The organism is Amycolatopsis sp. NPDC033938 (genome assembly GCF_055575975.1).
In genome coordinates this window covers 871,618-887,031 of record NZ_JBVIRO010000001.1, presented here as the reverse complement: position 1 = coordinate 887,031, position 15,414 = coordinate 871,618, and the positions used below count along the sequence as shown (strand labels likewise).

At 67.2% G+C, this 15,414-nt stretch carries 15 protein-coding genes; 7 read left to right on the top strand and 8 right to left on the bottom strand.

Annotation, left to right across the window (positions count from 1 at the left end):
* Positions 1-6: 6 nt before the first annotated feature.
* Positions 7-261, bottom strand: a complete 255-nt coding sequence (locus ACZ5ZX_RS04395) for a DUF397 domain-containing protein (protein WP_061980178.1) — start codon at positions 259-261, stop codon at positions 7-9.
* A gap of 350 nt (positions 262-611) precedes the next feature.
* On the opposite strand from ACZ5ZX_RS04395, the gene ACZ5ZX_RS04390 reads away from it, so the two are divergent.
* Together ACZ5ZX_RS04390 and ACZ5ZX_RS04385 are read left to right on the top strand one after the other, a co-directional pair.
* Positions 612-884, top strand: coding sequence for a hypothetical protein (locus tag ACZ5ZX_RS04390; RefSeq protein ID WP_465500608.1), 273 nt, complete (start codon positions 612-614; stop codon positions 882-884).
* A gap of 5 nt (positions 885-889) precedes the next feature.
* A complete protein-coding gene (locus ACZ5ZX_RS04385) occupies positions 890-1,153 on the top strand; it encodes a hypothetical protein (protein WP_465500607.1) in 264 nt (87 codons plus the stop codon).
* A gap of 18 nt (positions 1,154-1,171) precedes the next feature.
* On the opposite strand, the gene ACZ5ZX_RS04380 is transcribed toward ACZ5ZX_RS04385, so the two are convergent.
* The 3 genes from ACZ5ZX_RS04380 to ACZ5ZX_RS04370 all read right to left on the bottom strand — a co-directional run bounded on the left by ACZ5ZX_RS04380 (position 1,172) and on the right by ACZ5ZX_RS04370 (position 3,772).
* On the bottom strand, positions 1,172-2,020 hold the full coding sequence (locus tag ACZ5ZX_RS04380; RefSeq protein ID WP_465500606.1) for an SAM-dependent methyltransferase: 849 nt from the start codon (positions 2,018-2,020) through the stop codon (positions 1,172-1,174).
* A gap of 14 nt (positions 2,021-2,034) precedes the next feature.
* The gene (locus ACZ5ZX_RS04375; RefSeq protein WP_465500605.1) at positions 2,035-2,850 is read right to left on the bottom strand and encodes an SAM-dependent methyltransferase; all 816 of its coding nucleotides are present in this window, start codon (positions 2,848-2,850) and stop codon (positions 2,035-2,037) included.
* Positions 2,851-2,914: 64 nt separating this feature from the next.
* Positions 2,915-3,772, bottom strand: a complete 858-nt coding sequence (locus ACZ5ZX_RS04370; RefSeq protein WP_044855139.1) for a helix-turn-helix domain-containing protein — start codon at positions 3,770-3,772, stop codon at positions 2,915-2,917.
* A 220-nt stretch (positions 3,773-3,992) separates the two neighbouring features.
* Between ACZ5ZX_RS04370 and ACZ5ZX_RS04365 the strand changes: the two genes are divergently transcribed.
* Positions 3,993-4,901, top strand: a complete 909-nt coding sequence (locus ACZ5ZX_RS04365) for an MBL fold metallo-hydrolase (RefSeq protein WP_465500604.1) — start codon at positions 3,993-3,995, stop codon at positions 4,899-4,901.
* 523 nt (positions 4,902-5,424) lie between these two features.
* The gene (gene gndA / locus ACZ5ZX_RS04360; protein ID WP_465500603.1) at positions 5,425-6,864 is read left to right on the top strand and encodes an NADP-dependent phosphogluconate dehydrogenase; all 1,440 of its coding nucleotides are present in this window, start codon (positions 5,425-5,427) and stop codon (positions 6,862-6,864) included.
* 82 nt (positions 6,865-6,946) lie between these two features.
* On the opposite strand, the gene ACZ5ZX_RS04355 is transcribed toward gndA, so the two are convergent.
* From ACZ5ZX_RS04355 to ACZ5ZX_RS04345, 3 genes are all read right to left on the bottom strand, one after another.
* The gene (locus ACZ5ZX_RS04355) at positions 6,947-7,906 is read right to left on the bottom strand and encodes a hypothetical protein (protein ID WP_465500602.1); all 960 of its coding nucleotides are present in this window, start codon (positions 7,904-7,906) and stop codon (positions 6,947-6,949) included.
* A 155-nt stretch (positions 7,907-8,061) separates the two neighbouring features.
* Positions 8,062-8,790, bottom strand: a complete 729-nt coding sequence (locus tag ACZ5ZX_RS04350; RefSeq protein WP_465500601.1) for a Clp protease N-terminal domain-containing protein — start codon at positions 8,788-8,790, stop codon at positions 8,062-8,064.
* Positions 8,791-8,822: 32 nt separating this feature from the next.
* Entirely contained in the window at positions 8,823-10,037 is a 1,215-nt protein-coding gene (locus ACZ5ZX_RS04345) for an NAD(P)/FAD-dependent oxidoreductase (RefSeq protein WP_465500600.1), read from the bottom strand.
* Between the two features lie 155 nt (positions 10,038-10,192).
* Here ACZ5ZX_RS04345 and ACZ5ZX_RS04340 point away from each other — a divergent pair, with 155 nt between their 5' ends.
* Positions 10,193-11,548, top strand: coding sequence for a nucleobase:cation symporter-2 family protein (locus ACZ5ZX_RS04340; RefSeq protein ID WP_465500599.1), 1,356 nt, complete (start codon positions 10,193-10,195; stop codon positions 11,546-11,548).
* Between the two features lie 11 nt (positions 11,549-11,559).
* On the opposite strand, the gene ACZ5ZX_RS04335 is transcribed toward ACZ5ZX_RS04340, so the two are convergent.
* Positions 11,560-12,093, bottom strand: coding sequence for a serine/threonine protein kinase (locus ACZ5ZX_RS04335; protein WP_465500598.1), 534 nt, complete (start codon positions 12,091-12,093; stop codon positions 11,560-11,562).
* 245 nt (positions 12,094-12,338) lie between these two features.
* On the opposite strand from ACZ5ZX_RS04335, the gene ACZ5ZX_RS04330 reads away from it, so the two are divergent.
* Both ACZ5ZX_RS04330 and ACZ5ZX_RS04325 read left to right on the top strand, forming a co-directional pair.
* Positions 12,339-15,116, top strand: coding sequence for a sensor domain-containing protein (locus tag ACZ5ZX_RS04330; RefSeq protein ID WP_465500597.1), 2,778 nt, complete (start codon positions 12,339-12,341; stop codon positions 15,114-15,116).
* The gene (locus ACZ5ZX_RS04325; RefSeq protein ID WP_465500596.1) at positions 15,113-15,412 is read left to right on the top strand and encodes a GNAT family N-acetyltransferase; all 300 of its coding nucleotides are present in this window, start codon (positions 15,113-15,115) and stop codon (positions 15,410-15,412) included. Before ACZ5ZX_RS04330 ends, ACZ5ZX_RS04325 begins: the two co-directional genes overlap by 4 nt.
* The last annotated feature ends 2 nt before the right edge of the window (positions 15,413-15,414 follow it).

The window sequence follows — 15,414 nt, the reverse complement described above, 5'->3', positions numbered from 1 at the left end:
CGTTCATCATGGGCTCAAATCGAACTGTCCGGCCTTGACCGCCTTCAGGAAGGCGTTCCACTCACCGGAATCGAAGACGAAGACAGGACTCTCGGCCAGTTTGGTGTCACGGACCCCGACCAGGCCCTCCCTGCCCAGGTTGACCTCGACACAGTTCCCCCCGTTGGGCTCGCTCGCGAAGGACTTCTCCCAGGCGGCGTCGTCGAACAGCGACACGGCCGTGGTCGGATCGTAATCCGGCGCCGATGGATAATCGGCCATTGGTCGTACCTCCGAACGTCTGTCGGGGGTGCGATCGCCACCTGCGCGAACCGTCACGTCCCCAGCTTCTCCTGCCTCAACGGGACTATCCCGCACCGCCAAGTGGGTGATCAACTCTGCCCACCCTCGACATGAAGATTATTCCAGGAGTAGGATTAATCGCAGCGGCCGGGGCTCGGTTGTTGGTGAATCGCTCGCAGTATGCGAAGAGCTTGGCGACACGTGTCACCGGGTGGCGTTCAGCGGGGTTTTCGTCGTTCCAGCAGGGCACCAACGGCAGGTGACCGGCCGGGAAGCATCACCCCGCGGCGCATGACCACCCATCGCCGACCTCGTGGGGGAGGATCAGCGTGATCATTCAGGACACCATGCCGTCGACGGTACTGGCCGTCGGCAGGCTCATGGCCGGAACGGCGGGCGAGAGCCGCCGCTCCGCGCATCTGTTCGACGTGCACTCCGGGGGCTCCTACCCCGAATTCCTGCACGCCCGCTGTGGCGCGGCGATGCCCTACGACCACTTGGAATGGATCCCTGTCGGTTCGGGGATGCCGTGTGAACGTTGTCTCGGCCTCGCCGGTTCGGCCGACCAGACGCGGCTGCCGCGTCCTGGCCGGGGGGTGTGACCGTAATGGCCGTCCGCCTCACCACGCTGTTGTTCCGCCGTGAGGACGAACGCCTGGCGTCGGGGAAGCACCGCAACATCGGTCTCGAACTGCGTCACCGTTTCGGGTTCAGCCTCATCCAGGCCCCGCTGCGCAAGCAGCCGCCGTGGAACTCCGAAGTCGACTTCCCCGGCAGGCGAGGGCATCGGGATCCGATCAGAACCGGCAGGCCGCTCGAAGGTCGGTTCGAGCTGTCGCCCTTGATCGGGCATCTGGCCGGCCGGGTCTGATCACCACGGCTCGTGGCCTCAGGGCTTGCGGCCGAGCCCGCCGAGCCCACCGGTGAAGGTCGGGTCGTCGGCGAACCTGGCGCTCGCCCGGGAAGCCGCCTCGTCCAGATGCCAAGCGGCCATCCAGTCGATTCCCGGTTCCACCATCTCCAGGCCGTCGAAGAACGCGGCGAATTCCGCGCGGGAGCGCAGGTGGAACGGCGCGCTCGTCTTCTTGTACAGCTCCTGGACGTTCTCGCGGTTGTCACCGGCCTTCCGGGTGACGCCGTCTTCGGTCAGATGCGAGGACAGGAAATACGAACCCGACGGCAACAGGTCGAGGTAGTGCTTGACCATCTCGTGCACCGGTTCGTCCGGGCCGAGGAAGTACAGCAGGCCGACCATGACCAGCCCGATCGGCTGCCGCGGGTCGAGCACTCCGGTTTCGAGGGCCTGTTTCCAGATGTCGGCGGGGTCCCGGACGTCGCCCTGCAGGACCGCGTGCCGCCCGAGCAGTCCCTCGCGTTCCAGCAGCAGCTGGGAATGCGCGACGGCGACCGGCTCGATGTCGACGTAGACGACACGGGAGTCCGGGTTGATCGCGCTGGCGATCTGGTGGACGTTCCCGACGGTGGGCACGCCGGAACCGATGTCGAGGAACTGCGTGATCCCTTGGCGCGCCAGGTATCCCACGCCGCGGCCGAGGAAGTCGCGCCCGACGCGGGCGAACGTCTTGACCTCCGGGAACTGTTTGAGCACCTGCGCGCCGAACTCGCGGTCGATGGCCCAGTTCGCCGAGCCGCCGAGGAACCAGTCGTACACCCTGGCCACGTTCGGGCGTTCGAGATCGACACCTTCGGGGGCTACGGGATCCTGCTGCGTGGTCATGCCTTCACACCTCGTCAGAGAGCGGGTTTGCGGGCGACCCCGCCGATGCCGCAGTTAAGCGTAGGAGAGCGGGGGTCGTCCAGCCGCCATGCGCCGACCGGGACCAGACCGGGCTCCACGAGCTCGAAATCCCCGAAGAAGCCCAGGAGCTCCTCCCGGTCACGGAAGGTGGCGGGCGTGCTCGACTGTTCGTACTGCTTGACGACGCGCTGGATCTGTTCGAGTTCGTCGCCTTCCACCCCGGACATCGTGACGTGGGAAAGAACGAAGAAGGAACCGGGAGGCAGCAGCCTGCGGTAGCGCGCGATGGTTCCGGCGAGTTCGGGGCCCGGCACGAAATGCAGGACCGCGACGGTGAGCAGCGCCACCGGTTTCGCGGGGTCGAGGACGCCGGTGTCGAAGGCGCGTTCCCAGATGTCGTCCGCGTCGCGCAGGTCGCCGGCGATCACCGCGTGCCGACGGGGGTCGCCGTCCTTCTCCAGCAGGATCTTGGCATGGGCGACGGCGACCGGTTCGTTGTCGACGTAGACGCATCGGCTTTCGGGGGCGACGTCGTCGGCGATTTCATGGACGTTGCCGACCGTCGGCACGCCGGAACCGAGGTCGAGGAACTGGGTCACGCCGTTTTCGACGCAGTAGCGCACCGCGCGGCCGAGGAAGGCCCTGTTCGCCCTGGCGCCGGTGCGGATGAGCGGGAAGGCCTTGACCATCTGCTCGCCGAATTCCCGGTCCACCGCCCAGTTCGCGTTCCCGCCGAGGGCCCAGTCGTAGATCCGGGCGGCGTTGGGCCGCTCGAGGTCGACGCCCTCGGGTAGGAACTCCGGGTCCACGTCCAGCCCCTGTCCACTCGACCGCGGTGATGTCCGCAACCCTACCGAAGGGACACCGGCGTACTCAGGATTGCATCTGATTGCGGTACAGCTCGGCGAGTTCCTTGAGGAACTGGCGGGTCTCCTGGCGTTCCAGCGCGGCGCCGCGCAGACGGTCCCAGGAATCGACGAAAATGTTGAAGTCCTTGACGTCGTCGAGGTACAACCCGCCGGCGGAATGCTCGATGTAGACGAAATCCCTGGTGCGGTCCGGAAAACGCATGATGGTGAAATCGTTGGGCACGGCGGCGAGCCGCGCGCCGAACGGCAGCACGTGCACATACACGCGTGGATGTTTCTCCAGTGCCAGCAGATGCTCGACCTGGTCCAGCATCACCGCGGGGGCGGAGCCGCCGGGAGCGCGGCGCAGGGCGCCTTCGCTGATGATGAACCGGTAGTAGGGCGGCTGCTGTTGTTCGAAGACGGCCTTGCGGTCCAGCCGGTTGCGCACCAGTGAGGTGACGTCGGTGGCGCCCGCTTCGGTGAACTGCTTGAGCATGTAGTGCTCGGACTGCAGCGGACCGGGGATGCGCTCGCCGTGCCAGGTGAGGATCTCCGCGGCCGCGGGTTCGAGGTCGGTGAAGGTGCGGAACCAGTGCGGGACCACGGATCGATAACCGGACCAGTGGCCGCGCTGCCCGGCCGCGGCGCGGGCCAGGTTCATCAGCGTGTCGGCCTCGTCGCCGTTGATCCCGAACGCGTTCAGCATGGATCGCACATCCCCGAGCTTGACCCCGACGGCACCGGACTCGATCTTGTTGACCTTGCCCTGGGTGCAGCCGAGAACCTCGGCGACCTGCTGCTGCGTCATCCGCGCGGCGTTGCGGGCATGCCGGAGCTCGTTTCCGAGCTGCTTCCGGCGCGAGGTGACGGTGCTGGCCATCAGCCTTGCTCTCCCGGACCACATAGCCAGGACCGCGGTTTCCCGCCGTCCTGCGCGCGAACATTCGAACCCACCCAGGGTAGACCACCTTGCGGGGTTCGATGATGACATTGCGCAGCGTTCCAGGAAACGGCTGAAAACACCAGTCACCTGGTGCGTCACTCTGGTGGCGGAGCGATCTCGTCACATTTCGGACACCTCGATGCGACATAGTGACCAGGTGGCCCAATCCCCTTCAGTTCAGCAGCTCACCGACGGTGTCTTCGGGTACGTCCAGCCCGATGGTTCGTGGTGGATCAACAACTGCGGCTTCGTCGCGGCCGCCGACCACACCGTGGTGATCGACACGTGCGCGACCGAACGGCGGACGCGCGCGCTGCTGGAGACGGCGGCGTCGAGCGGCGGGGCCCCGGTGACGACCGTGATCAACACGCATCACCACGGCGACCACACGAACGGCAACTACCTGGCGACCGGCGCGACGATCGTCGGGCACCGGAAGACCCGCGAGGTGATGGTCGCCACCGGGATCAACACCTACGGGGAGTCGTTCACCGGGAACGACTGGGGTCATCTGGAGCTGAGGCCGCCGGAGGTGCTGTTCGACGACCGGCTGACCGTGCACGCCGGCGACGTCCGCCTGGAGCTGATCCATCCCGGGTACGCCGCGCACACCACCAACGACGTGCTGGTCTGGCTGCCGGAGCGGCGGGTGTTGTTCGTCGGCGACCTGATCTTCAACGGCGGCAGCCCGTTCGCGCTGATGGGCTCGCCCGCCGGCTGGCGGAAGGCACTGGATGTGGTCCGTGAGCTGGAGCCGGAGACGATCGTGCCGGGGCACGGCCCGGTGTGCGGGCCGGAGGCGATCGACGTCGTCGACGGGTATCTCGCCTTCCTGCAGAAGCTCGCCGCATACGGGAAGGCCGCCGGGCTGACCCCCCTCCAGGCCGCCCGCGAAGCCGATCTCGGCCCTTACGACGCTCTGTCCGAGCAGGAACGACTGCCCGCGAACCTGCACCGCGCCTACGCCGAACTCGACGGCCTCGACTGGGGTGCGCCGATCGATCTGGGGGCGGCGCTGACGGACATGGTCACCTACAACGGTGCCCCGATCCGCTGCTTCTCCTGACCCCTCATGCCTCGCGAAGGGGCCTCACCTGGCTCTTGAGCCGCTTTCGAGCAGACGCGCCCGATTTGGGTGACTTGCGAGGGATCGTGAGTGATTTGGGTTGCTTCTGACCAAGGGTGTTTTAGGTACCTGCGGTGGGTGGGTCCGGTGGCGGCCGGGCCGTGAAGGACTCCTTGAGGGACTCAGAGTCCCTCAAAGTTCCCCTCACCCACCCCGGAAGGCCATCACGAGTCTCAACAGCACCACCAGTCACATCGGCTGCGCGTGAAGGCCCCCTTCCCTCGGCTCAGCCGAGGAAACTCGACCTTCACACTTTCCCGAGTGCCGTGAAGGACTCCTTCATGCACTTCGCCAAGAGCCGGGCCGCAGGCCACGCGTAGGTACCTCGGTCCGGGGTGGTCGAGCCGAGTTGTCCACAGGCCGGGCCGGTTGTGGACAACTCCCGGTTGATCCCTTCTCGCCCCGGCGCCGTATCCCTCAACGGGGATAGGCTCGGCACGGGAATCGAAGCGGAAGGGTGCGGATGAGCAAGAAGGCGAGCATCGGGGTCACCGGCCTGGCGGTCATGGGCCGCAACCTGGCCAGGAACCTGGCGAGGCACGGGCACACGGTGGCCCTGCACAACCGCTCCGAGAAGCGGACCAAGGAACTGGTCGAGCAGTTCGGTGACGAAGGCGACTTCATCCCGGCGTATTCGGCGCAGGAGTTCGTCGACGCGCTGGAGCGGCCGCGCCAGGTCGTGATCATGGTCAAGGCCGGTGCGCCGACGGACGCCGTGATCGACGAATTCGTCCCGCTCCTCGAGAAGGGCGATGTGATCGTCGACGCGGGCAACGCGCATTTCGCGGACACCCGCCGTCGCGAGGCCGCGTTGCGCGAAAAGGGCATCCACTTCGTCGGCACCGGTGTGTCCGGTGGCGAGGAGGGCGCGCTGCACGGGCCGAGCATCATGCCGGGCGGGTCGAAAGAGTCGTACCAGTCGCTCGGGCCGCTGTTCGAGGACATCTCGGCGAAGGTCGACGGCGAGCCGTGCTGCACGCATGTCGGCGCGGACGGCGCCGGGCACTTCGTGAAGATGGTGCACAACGGCATCGAGTACGCCGACATGCAGCTGATCGCCGAGTCGTTCGACCTGCTGCGCGGCGCGGGCGGCTACTCCCCCGCCGAGATCGCCGAGGTCTTCCGGACCTGGAACTCCGGACGGCTGGACTCGTACCTGATCGAAATCACCTCGCAGGTGCTGGCGCATACCGACGCCGCGTCCGGCAAGCCGTTCGTCGACATCGTCGCGGACCAGGCGGAGCAGAAGGGCACCGGTCGCTGGACCGTCCAAATCGGACTGGACCTGGGCGTTCCGATCAGCGGGATCGCCGAGGCCGTCTTCGCGCGGTCGCTGTCGGGTTCGTCGAACCTGCGTGAGGCTTCCCGTGGTCTCGGTGGTCCTTCGCGTACTCCGCTGACGGGGTCTGCTTTGGACACCTTCGCGGATGACGTCGAGCAGGCGCTGTACGCGTCGAAGGTGGTGGCGTACGCCCAGGGCTTCAACCAGATCCAGGCGGGCGGCGCCGAGTACGGGTGGGACATCGACCTCGGCAAGGTCGCGTCCATCTGGCGCGGCGGCTGCATCATCCGCGCGAAGTTCCTGAACGACATCACCGCCGCGTACGCCGAGGAGCCCGCGCTGCCGACGCTCTTGACGTCCGGAGGCTTCCGGAAGGCCGTCGAGGACGCCCAAGACTCCTGGCGTTCGGTGATCTCCACGGCGGTGCGGCTCGGTATCCCGACACCGGGCTTCTCGACAGCACTGGCCTACTACGACGGTCTACGCGCCGAGCGGCTCCCCGCCGCGCTGGTGCAGGGGCAGCGGGACTACTTCGGTGCCCACACGTACCGCCGTGTCGACCGCGAGGGGTCGTTCCACACCGCTTGGGCGGCCGACGGTCGCCCCGAGTCCTCCGCCTGACGGGAGCTGAAGGGGACTTTCCCCGCATAAGAAGCCACGAAGGGGCCCTTCACCGCATGGCATGCGGTGAAGGGCCCCTTCGCTAGCCGGCGATCCGGACCTCCGGCCGCGTCCTCGCCGCAGCCGCGGCATGTGCGGCCCGCAACTCGGCGACCACTTTGTCCGGCTCGGTCCGCAGGCGCGACGGCAAGGTCTGGAGAACGAGAACACCAGCCGCCGCGTACCGCCCGTTCCTCAGCAATGTCCGGTCGAAGCCGTCCACGACCGCGAGATGGAACGACAACGAGTCGACTTCCCAAGCCAGCCCGACATCGTCGAACCAGCCGTCCGGTTTGGCGATGTACTCGCCTGCCGCGTTGTACAGCTTCTTGTTCCACAGCGGTTCCGGAAGACCAGATCGTGCCCAGACCTGCTGGGCATCGATCTCGGCGATCGACTCCTGCCCGGAAGCCAACTCCGCGAGCACATGCCTGGGCACCGCGCTGCCACGCTGGCTACCGGCGGACAATTCTCGGGACAAACGCTCGAAAGAGCTGTATCTGCGCTGGACCACTTCGCTCATCAGCGCACGGACAGGTCTGATCTCCGTCTGTCTGCGGCAAACGTCGAGAGTCGCGCGAGTGACCTCCGCCAGCGGACGCCCACCTCGAGTCACTGCCCGAGGCATCCGTTGTGTCCGCTCGACGACCACGAAATCGTAATTGTGGAGCTTCCGTTCGTGCGGTACCAGGAGATGGACCTCTTCGCCGGTGTCGGGCACGTTGCGCAGACCATAGGCTCGGCATGCTTCACCGCCGGTGATCAGCGCGGTCTCGCCGCCGTAGAGCATCGCCGCGGCGAGCTGCTGTTCGCGAGTGGGTGGTGCGTTGAAGAGGAGGACGATGCCCGGCAGGAGTCTCGTCCACGGGCCGCCGGGTCCGCATCTTCGATATGTCGTGGTTGAAGAAACCCCCATTTCTTGAAGGCGCATCGCGCGGATGACGCCGTGGTCGCTGTGCTCCATCAGGAGGTCGGGGTCATCGCCCCATGATCCTTTTTTCATTCTTCGATCGTGGGGCCGGCCACAGCGCCTGCCCAGACCCGGTCGCCGCCCCTGTGGACAACTGGGGTGTTGTGGATAAGAGCTGAAGGGGACTTTCGCCGCATCTCATGAGACGAAAGCGTCCTTCACCGCATCCCATGCGGGGAAAGTCCCCTTCAGCCCTCTTTGACCGCGACGATCTCCGCCAGTGCCCGCAGGATCACCGCCTCGCTCTTCTCCTTCGTGAGCCCGAGCTCGCCCAGCAGGTCGTCGCCGAGCTCGAACAGCGCCAGCAGGATGTGCTCGGTCCCGATGTAGTTGTGCCCGAGCCGCAGCGCCTCCCGCATGGTCAGCTCCAGCGCCTTCTTGCTCTGCGCGCCGAACACCATCTTCGCCGCCTCCGCCGGTTCGTCGGCGGGTTCCGGCAGCCGCGCCACCGCGGCCTCGCGGACGGCTTCGAGGGTCACGTTCTGGGCCACGATCGCACCGGCGGCGAGCGCCGCGGGTTCGGCCAGCAGACCGAGGATCAGGTGGACGGGCTCGATCTGCGGACTTTTCGCGGCGACGGCCTCGTCCCTCGCCGCGACGACGACGTGCCGGGCGCGATCGGTGTAGCGGCCGAACACCTTCACCAGGTCTTCGAGTGAGGCGCCTTCGCCGGATTCCTTGGGAACGAAGCGTTTCTGGGCGGCCTGTTTGGACACCCCCATGTTCTTGCCGATTTCGGTCCAGGACGCGCCGGAGCGCCGCGCCTGGTCGACGAAGTGGCCGATCAGATGGTCGGCCACTTCGCCGAGGTGTTCGCCGAGGAAGACCGCGTCGGACAGCTGGCCGAGCACGTCGCCATCGGGATGCTGCTGCTTGATGTGGGAGATGAGGTCGTCGAGCCGGACTGGAGTGGTCATGCCGTCAACTCTAGGTTGACGCCAGCCAATCGTCAACCGCGAGTTGACGCGAAGGTCGCCTTGAGATCGAAGCCGTTGGCCTCCAGCGCCTCGAACCGCGGCGCCGGATCCGCGGCGAACAAACGGCGCGCGGCGATGTGGTCCGGCGGCCGGTTCACCGACTCGACCCCGGCGAGCACGCCGTCCCGGAAGGACAGCACCGAGAACTTCCCTCCCTCCCGGTCGCCGGTCACCACGGTCTTCTCCGCCCCGGTCAGGATCCCGGCGATCTGCAGTTTCGCGCCGAGCTGGTCGGTCCAGAACCACGGCAGGCTGTCGTACGGCGCGGGTTCACCGGCGATGGCCGCGGCCGCCGCCCGCGCCTGGTCGACGGCGTTCTGCACCGATTCCAGCCGCGTCGCGGTCCCGGCCTGGACGCACGGGAAGTTCGCGCAGTCCCCGACCGCCGAGATCTTCGGGTCGCTCGTGCGCAGATGTTCGTCGACGACGACGCCGTTCGCCACGGCGAGTCCGGCCTCTTCGGCGAGCCGGGTCCGCGGCTCCACCCCGACCCCGACCAGTACCAGATCGGCGGGCAGCCGCCTGCCGTCGCTCAGCTCCACCTCGGCCACCCGGCCGTCGCCATGCAGCGCGGCGACGCCTTGGCCGAGCAGCACGGAGTGCCCGGCTCCCTCGTGTAGCGCCGCGAAGTACGCCGAAACCTCCGGAGTCGCGACGCGGGCCATCAGCCTGTCCTGCGCCTCCACGATCGTCACGGGCCGCCCGGCGTGCGCGGCGAACTCCAGGCCGATGAAGCCGCCCCCGACCACGACGACGTTCTCCGCGCTTTCCAAGGCCGCACGCAGGACATCGGCGTCATCCTTGGTACGCAAGGTGAACACACCGTCCAAAGTGGATCCCGGCACCGGAAGCGTCCGGTTGCCCGCGCCCGTCGCCAGTACGAGATGGTCGTACTGGTGTGCGGTCCCGTCCTCCAGCACCACCTTCGCGCCGTCGCGATCCACCGACGTGACGCGGCCGGCGATCAGCTCGATGTCCTTCTCCGCGAAGAAGTCCTCGGCCCGGAGGCGCAACTGGGCGTCCCCCGCCGTCCCGGCGAGGTAGCCCTTCGACAGCGGTGGCCGCTGATACGGCAATCCCGGCTCGTCGCCGATCAGGACCACCCGCCCGTCGAACCCCTTGTCCCGCAGCGAGGTCGCCACTCCGAACCCGCTCTGCCCGGTCCCTACGACAAGGACGGTCTCCATCGGCGCTCCTTCCGTTGTGCCCGGTGTCCATTCAACACAGGTCCGGCCCGTTCGACCGCCCCTTCGAAACGTGATCCTCATGCCGTGGACGCGCTACGGTCATGCCGGGCGACTTAGCTTGATCGCCGAGGTTCCCGCATGTCACAGGGGGTTACATGAGCTCCAGCCCAGCCGAAGTCCACCCGGTCGACCAGCGTCCGCCGCTGCCGAAGCTGACTTTGCTCGGCCTGCAGCACATGTCGATCATGTACGCGGGTTCGGTGGCCGTCCCGCTCGTCGTGGGCAGCGCGCTGAAACTGGACGCGGCGACGATCGCGTTGCTGGTCAACGCGGATCTGCTGGTCGCGGGCATCGCGACGCTGATTCAGGCGATCGGGATCGGCAGGCTCTTCGGCATCCGGCTGCCCGTCGTGGCGGGCGCGACGTTCACCGTGGTCAACCCGATGATCATGATCGCGTCCCAGTACGGCATGCAGGCCGTGTACGGCGCGATGCTCGCGTCGGGCGTGTTCGGCCTGCTCATCGCGAAACCGTTCGCCAAGATGATCCGGTTCTTCCCGCCGCTGGTGTCGGGCACGCTGCTCGTCGTCATCGGCATTTCGCTCCTCGGCCCCGGTGTCGGATTGATCGCCGGTCACGACACCGAAGCACCGGACTACGCGAAACCGGCCGACATCGCGCTCGCGTTCGGCGTGATCGCGGTGATCATCCTGTTCACCAGGGTCCTGCGCGGGTTCGCCAACCAGATCGGCCCGCTGCTGGCGCTGGTGATCGGCCTGGTCGCGGCGATCCCGATGGGCCTGGTGAGCTTCAAGGGCATCGCCGACGCCGACTGGTTCGGCCTCGCGTCGCCGTTCCACTTCGGCCCGCCGACCTTCCCGATCGCGGCGGTGCTCTCGATGTGCGTCGTGATGCTGGTGACCTACACCGAATCCACCGCCGATCTGGTCGCGGTCGGTGAGATCACCGGACGGCCGCCGACCGATTCCGACCTCGCGCGCGGTCTCGCCACCGACGGTCTCTCGGCCATCCTCGGCGGCGCGATGAACTCGTTCCCGGACACGGCCTTCGCGCAGAACGTGGGTCTGGTGCAGATGACCGGGGTCCGCAGCCGCTGGGTGGTCGCGATGGCGGGCGGCCTGCTCGTGCTGATGGGGCTGGTGCCGAAGGTCGGCGCGTTCGTCGCGGCCGTGCCGGAACCGGTGGTCGGCGCGGTCGCGGTGGTCATGTTCGCGATGGTCGCCGTCGTCGGCGTGCAGAACCTGAAGAAGGTGGAGTTCTCCGGCAACCACAACACCTTCATCGTCGCGGTGTCGTTCGGCGTCGGTCTGCTGCCCGCGTTTTCGACCGACCGGTTCGGGAACTCGATCTTCTTCCAGCACTTCCCGTCGTGGCTGCAGACCATCTGCGGCAGCCCGATCACGGTCGCCGCGATCGTCGCCTTCACCCTCAACCTGCTGTTCAACCACCTCGGCAGGCGCCGGGAACCGGATCTGCTGAAGGCACCCTGATCAGCCGAGAGCTAGCACCAGAGCCACTTCGGCCACAGATGGCACTCTTCGGTCGGCGTCGTACTCGGCGGCGGCGGGGTCGGGTTGGGCGGCTGCGGCGCGACCGTGGATCCGGTCGTCCTCGGCGGCTCGGCAGGCCCGTTCGACGAGGTGGGGGTCGGCGTGGGGTCCGGGGAGCCGGACGTCGACGCGGCCGAACTCGACGTGCGACGGCTGGACGTCGTCTTGCTGGGCCGCGTCGAGGGCTCGCCGTCGGTGCGCTCGCCGGTTCCACCCGCTTCGGTGGCCGGGACGGCGGACGTCGCGTCGGCTCCCCTGTTCTCCGAAGGCCGCTTCGGCATCTCGATGACGCTGATCTGGTTCGGCTGCGCGTTCTGCTCGGGTTCCGAATCGAAACCCACGAGAACACCGGCCGCGCCACAGGCGACGACCACGGCGATCACCACCGCGATAACTCTCCAGCGTGACTTTGCCCGTGACTCCTCGTGGTCATCCCAGCCCTCGCGAATGAGCAGGTCGGCGACCGAAACGTCGTCGTCATCCACCAGCTGAACCTTTCGCACCGGGGAACGGCCAGCAGTAGTTTTACCGGAGCTGACCGCCGAATGGGTGAGCTTAACCAAAAATTATTCACCCGATGGGGAAGGGTGGCGGATACCAGTCACACAGCGTGTATCCGTGTGCTTTCGCGCATATCACCGGTGGTCGCCCTTCGGTTCGCGTATACAGCGCCTCTCGCGGGTGGTGTAATCGACGGTGCCAGCACCGGAAGAGGGGGTTCGGACGGATCATGGAGGCTGACGCCCTCGCCGTGCCCGGAGCCGGAAATTCCGGCACACCGGCAGGCGCGCCGCTCGGGAACGAGCCGGTCGGCGACCTCGGCCTCGCGGGCGACCACGCCGCGATCTGGTCGTACGACTTCGACAGCGAGACCCTGTCCTGGCTGCCCGGCCTGGAGAACCTCCTCGGTGGAGCCGGGCTCACCGAAGCCGAGATCGAGGCACGGCTCGCCGATCTGGTGGCCCCGCTGACCGCCGGCACCCGCACTTCCCCGCCGTGGCGGGAGTTCGAACTCGAGCAGTCGTTCCGGAACCCGGCGGACGAGCTCCGCTGGGTCCGCCTGCGCGCCCGCACCATCGGCGACGAGAACGGTTCGTCGGGCCTGCTCGGGATCGCCACCGACGTGACCGACGTCCGCGAAAACCGGCAAGCCCTCGAAGATCTCACTGATCGTTACCGGCTTTTGGTGGAACTCAGCCCCGACGCGGTTTGTGTCCACGAAGCCGGCGTTGTCACGTACGTCAACAGAGCAGCCGTCACCGCGCTCGGAGCGTCCTCGACGGCGGAACTGATCGGGCGGCCGATCATGGACCTCGTCGCCGACGAATCGCTCCCGGCCCTGCTCGACAGGATCGCGTCGCTCCACCGGCAAGGCGCGTCCACCGAGCCGGCCGACGCCGTCATGCTCCGCCTCGACGGCACGAAATACCTGGTCCAGAGCATTTCGGTGCGGACGACCTGGGAAGGCAGGCCCGCTTTCCAGGTCATCATGCGCGACATCAGCGCGCAGAAGGCCGCCGAAGCGACGCTGCGCTACCAGGCCGCGCTGATCAGCCACGTCAGTGACGCGATCATCGCGACCAGCGGGAACGGCGTGGTGACCAGCTGGAACCCGGCCGCGGAGAACGTGTACGGCTGGACGGCGGACGAGGCGATCGGCGGCACGGTGAGTGACCTCGTCGGCGCCGCGCTCGACCCGGAAGCGGTGCTGCGCAAGGGCGGCGTCATGCAGACGACCCATCGGCACCGCAACGGCTCGACCCTGGCCATCCGCATCTCCGCCGCGGAGATGAACGACGGCTTCGTACTGGTCTGCGCGGACGAAACGGCCCGGCGGCGCGCCGAGCAGCACTACAGCACGGTGGTCGCCTCACTCGACGAAGGTGTGGTCGTGATCGGCCCCGGTGGGCTCATCGAATCGGCCAACCCCGCTGCTTGCCGGATCATCGGTGTCGGCCACGACGACCTCATCGGCGTCCCGTGCGTGACACTGGAACTGTACGACGAACAAGGGCGCATTCCGCCGGCCAGGATGCCGTCGGTGCTGGCCCGGCGCACCCGGGTCGCACAGAACGGCCTGGTGCTGCGGCTGCGCAGGCACGACGGCGGCGACGTCTGGATCTCGCTCACCGCGAGGCTGCTGACCCCGGAAGACCCGTCGGCCGAGTCGGTGGTCACGTCGTTCACCGACATCACCGAACGCCGCGCGATCGGTGAGCGGCTCGCCCACGAGGCGACGCACGACCCGCTCACCGAACTCGCGAACCGGACGCTGGTGCTGGACAGTCTCGCCGAGGCGCTGTCCGGCGCGGGCCGCGCCGAGCTGACCACGGTGCTGTTCATCGATCTCGACAAGTTCAAGGTGATCAACGATTCCCTCGGTCATTCAGTCGGCGACAAAGTGCTCCGCATCGCCGCTGAACGATTGCGGCGGGGAATCGGCGAGAACGACCTCGTCGGCAGGCTCGGCGGCGACGAATTCGTCGTCGTCACCGCCGAGATCACCGAGCCCGGTGAGATCAAGGCGCTGGCCGAACATCTCCGCGAAGCGCTGACCGAACCGATCACGGTGAACGGCAGGCAGCTGCACATCGACGCCAGCATCGGCATCGTCACCGCGGCCAACGACGACACCCGGACCGCCGAAGATCTGCTTCGGGACGCGGATGTCGCGATGTACCAAGCGAAAACGCTCGGCCGAGCGCGCTACGAGTTCTTCGACGTCGAACTGCGGGAGCGGATGCAAAGGCGGCTCCGCATGGAGCAGGACCTGCGCGACGCACTGCAGAACGGCGAACTCTGGACCGCGTATCAGCCCGTCGTCGACATCGAATCCGGCCAAATGGTCGCCGTGGAAGCCTTGCTGCGTTGGAAACATCCGACGCACGGCACGATCTCGCCCGCCGAGTTCATCCCGCTGGCCGAGGAAAGCGACCTGATCAACCTGATCGGCAAACACGTCCTGCGCACGACCACCCGCGAGATCGCCAAACGGCGCGAACGGCTCGACGTAGACCTGAACCTCAAGGTCAATCTTTCGGCGAGACAGCTGGACGACCCGCATCTGGTGGCAGGGGTGCAGGACGCGCTGAAGACCACCGGTCTGCCGCCGCACGCGCTGACCCTGGAGGTCACCGAGAGCGCGCTGATGCGGGATCAGGCCGCGGCGGCCGAAGTCCTGATGTCGTTGCGCGATCTCGGTGTCTCACTGGCGATCGACGACTTCGGCACCGGCTATTCGTCGCTCGCGCAGTTGCAACGGCTGCCACTGGACACGCTCAAGATCGACCGCACCTTCGTCACCGGCATCGCGGAATCACGTGACGCGGCCGCGATCGTCAAGAGCATCATCGCGATGGCGCACGCCGTCGACCTGATCGTCGTCGCCGAAGGTGTCGAAGACGAAGAGCAGCTCGCCGTGTTGCGGGAACTGCGTTGTGACCAGGCACAGGGCTTCCACCTCGGCAGGCCCGTGCCACCGGACGAACTTTTCGGAGCGGCTGAATGAGTGTCGAGATCAAATCCGGGGAAGACCGCTACGACATCGTCGTGGACGGCAAACCCGCCGGATTCCTGGAAACCCGCACCCGGCCGGACGCGATCCTGTTCTTGCACACCGAAATCTCGGACGACTTCGCGGGCAAGGGCCTGGCGGGCAAACTCGTGTCCGCCGCCCTCGACGACGTCCGGGCGCAGGGCAGGTCGGTCCTGCCCTACTGCCCGTACGTGCGCTCGTACATCGCGAAGCACCGCGAGTACGAAGACCTCGTGCCCGAGGACAAGCGCGCGGAATTCGAACTCTGAGC

Bases quoted from the DNA above. Each gene is read 5' to 3' on its own strand.
- gndA (WP_465500603.1), top strand. From the start codon at position 5,425: ATGAGCAAGAAGGCGAGCATCGGGGTCACCGGCCTGGCGGTCATGGGC.
- ACZ5ZX_RS04325 (WP_465500596.1), top strand. From the start codon at position 15,113: ATGAGTGTCGAGATCAAATCCGGGGAAGACCGCTACGACATCGTCGTG.
- ACZ5ZX_RS04345 (WP_465500600.1), bottom strand. From the start codon at position 10,037: ATGGAGACCGTCCTTGTCGTAGGGACCGGGCAGAGCGGGTTCGGAGTG.
- ACZ5ZX_RS04350 (WP_465500601.1), bottom strand. From the start codon at position 8,790: ATGACCACTCCAGTCCGGCTCGACGACCTCATCTCCCACATCAAGCAG.
- ACZ5ZX_RS04330 (WP_465500597.1), top strand. From the start codon at position 12,339: ATGGAGGCTGACGCCCTCGCCGTGCCCGGAGCCGGAAATTCCGGCACA.
- ACZ5ZX_RS04380 (WP_465500606.1), bottom strand. From the start codon at position 2,020: ATGACCACGCAGCAGGATCCCGTAGCCCCCGAAGGTGTCGATCTCGAA.
- ACZ5ZX_RS04355 (WP_465500602.1), bottom strand. From the start codon at position 7,906: ATGAAAAAAGGATCATGGGGCGATGACCCCGACCTCCTGATGGAGCAC.
- ACZ5ZX_RS04385 (WP_465500607.1), top strand. From the start codon at position 890: ATGGCCGTCCGCCTCACCACGCTGTTGTTCCGCCGTGAGGACGAACGC.
- ACZ5ZX_RS04340 (WP_465500599.1), top strand. From the start codon at position 10,193: ATGAGCTCCAGCCCAGCCGAAGTCCACCCGGTCGACCAGCGTCCGCCG.
- ACZ5ZX_RS04395 (WP_061980178.1), bottom strand. From the start codon at position 261: ATGGCCGATTATCCATCGGCGCCGGATTACGATCCGACCACGGCCGTG.
- ACZ5ZX_RS04370 (WP_044855139.1), bottom strand. From the start codon at position 3,772: ATGGCCAGCACCGTCACCTCGCGCCGGAAGCAGCTCGGAAACGAGCTC.